The sequence below is a fragment of the Bacteroides caecigallinarum genome (assembly GCF_016902295.1).
In the GTDB taxonomy this organism is placed as follows: Bacteria; Bacteroidota; Bacteroidia; order Bacteroidales; family Bacteroidaceae; genus Phocaeicola; species Phocaeicola caecigallinarum_A.
Genome location: NZ_JACJLQ010000112.1, coordinates 1 through 1,164, shown reverse-complemented (window position 1 = coordinate 1,164; position 1,164 = coordinate 1). Strand labels below are relative to the sequence as shown.

Annotated in this window: 1 protein-coding gene; it reads left to right on the top strand. The window is 48.3% G+C overall.

Annotation, left to right across the window (positions count from 1 at the left end; all coding sequences use genetic code 11):
- Nucleotides 1-179: 179 nt before the first annotated feature.
- Nucleotides 180-1,121, top strand: a complete 942-nt coding sequence (locus H6A27_RS14385) for a GDP-L-fucose synthase family protein (RefSeq protein ID WP_204509184.1) — start codon at nt 180-182, stop codon at nt 1,119-1,121.
- Nucleotides 1,122-1,164: the final 43 nt, after the last annotated feature.

Here is a 1,164-nt window from a genome sequence, read left to right as displayed (position 1 = left end):
GAAATCGAATATCTACAAGCTGGGGTTCCCGAACAAGCATGTGAAGAATGCCTTCATGACATTGATGAAATATATTTAGATATTATGTGACGGAAGGAAGCTGGTGAAGATAGGAGTGAACTTCAGCTATGAGAAGAGGAATGTGGAGAGGTGGATTGTGAAGTAAAAGATTTTGACTAATGCAAAAGAACAGTAAAATATACGTGGCAGGACACAGAGGTATGGTGGGCTCTGCCATAGTACGCGAACTGCAGAAGCAGGGATATACCAATATCATAACACGTACACACAAGGAACTGGACCTGACAAGACAGGAACAGGTGGAGAAGTTTTTCGCCGAAGAGAAGCCGGAATATGTGTTTCTGGCAGCGGCAAAAGTGGGGGGCATAATAGCTAACCAGACGGCTCTGGCGGACTTTATGTATGAGAACATGACGCTGGAGATGAACGTCATCCACTCGGCATGGAAGAACGGATGCAGGAAGCTGCAGTTTCTGGGGTCAAGCTGTATCTATCCACGTATGGCTCCACAGCCTATGCCGGAGAGTTGTCTGCTGACTTCGGAACTGGAGAAGACGAACGAGGCGTATGCTCTGGCGAAAATAAGCGGACTGAAATACTGCGAATATCTGAACAAGCAGTATGGCACGGACTATATAAGCGTGATGCCGACCAATCTGTACGGACCGAACGACAATTATCATCCGGAACACAGCCATGTGCTGCCGGCGCTTATCAGACGTTTTCATGAGGCTAAGGTGGCAGGACTGAAGGAGGTGACCTGCTGGGGGGATGGAAGCCCGATGAGGGAATTCCTCTACGTGGACGACCTGGCGAACCTGTGTGTGTTCCTGATGAACAACTATAGCGGGGACGAGACGGTGAACGCGGGAACGGGCAAGGAGATATCCATCAAGGGACTGACAGAGCTTGTGGCAAAGGTAATAGGTTATGAAGGGGCTATACTCTGGGATACTACCCGTCCGAACGGAACGCCAAGGAAGCTGCTGGATGTATCGAAAGCTAAAGCTCTGGGATGGACTTACAGGACGGAACTGGAGGACGGTATCAGACTGGCTTACGAGGATTTTCTGAATAATCCGATGAGAGCGGAACGGTAACTAAAAACTTAAAAACATCAACAAACTCGAAAACTTAAAAACT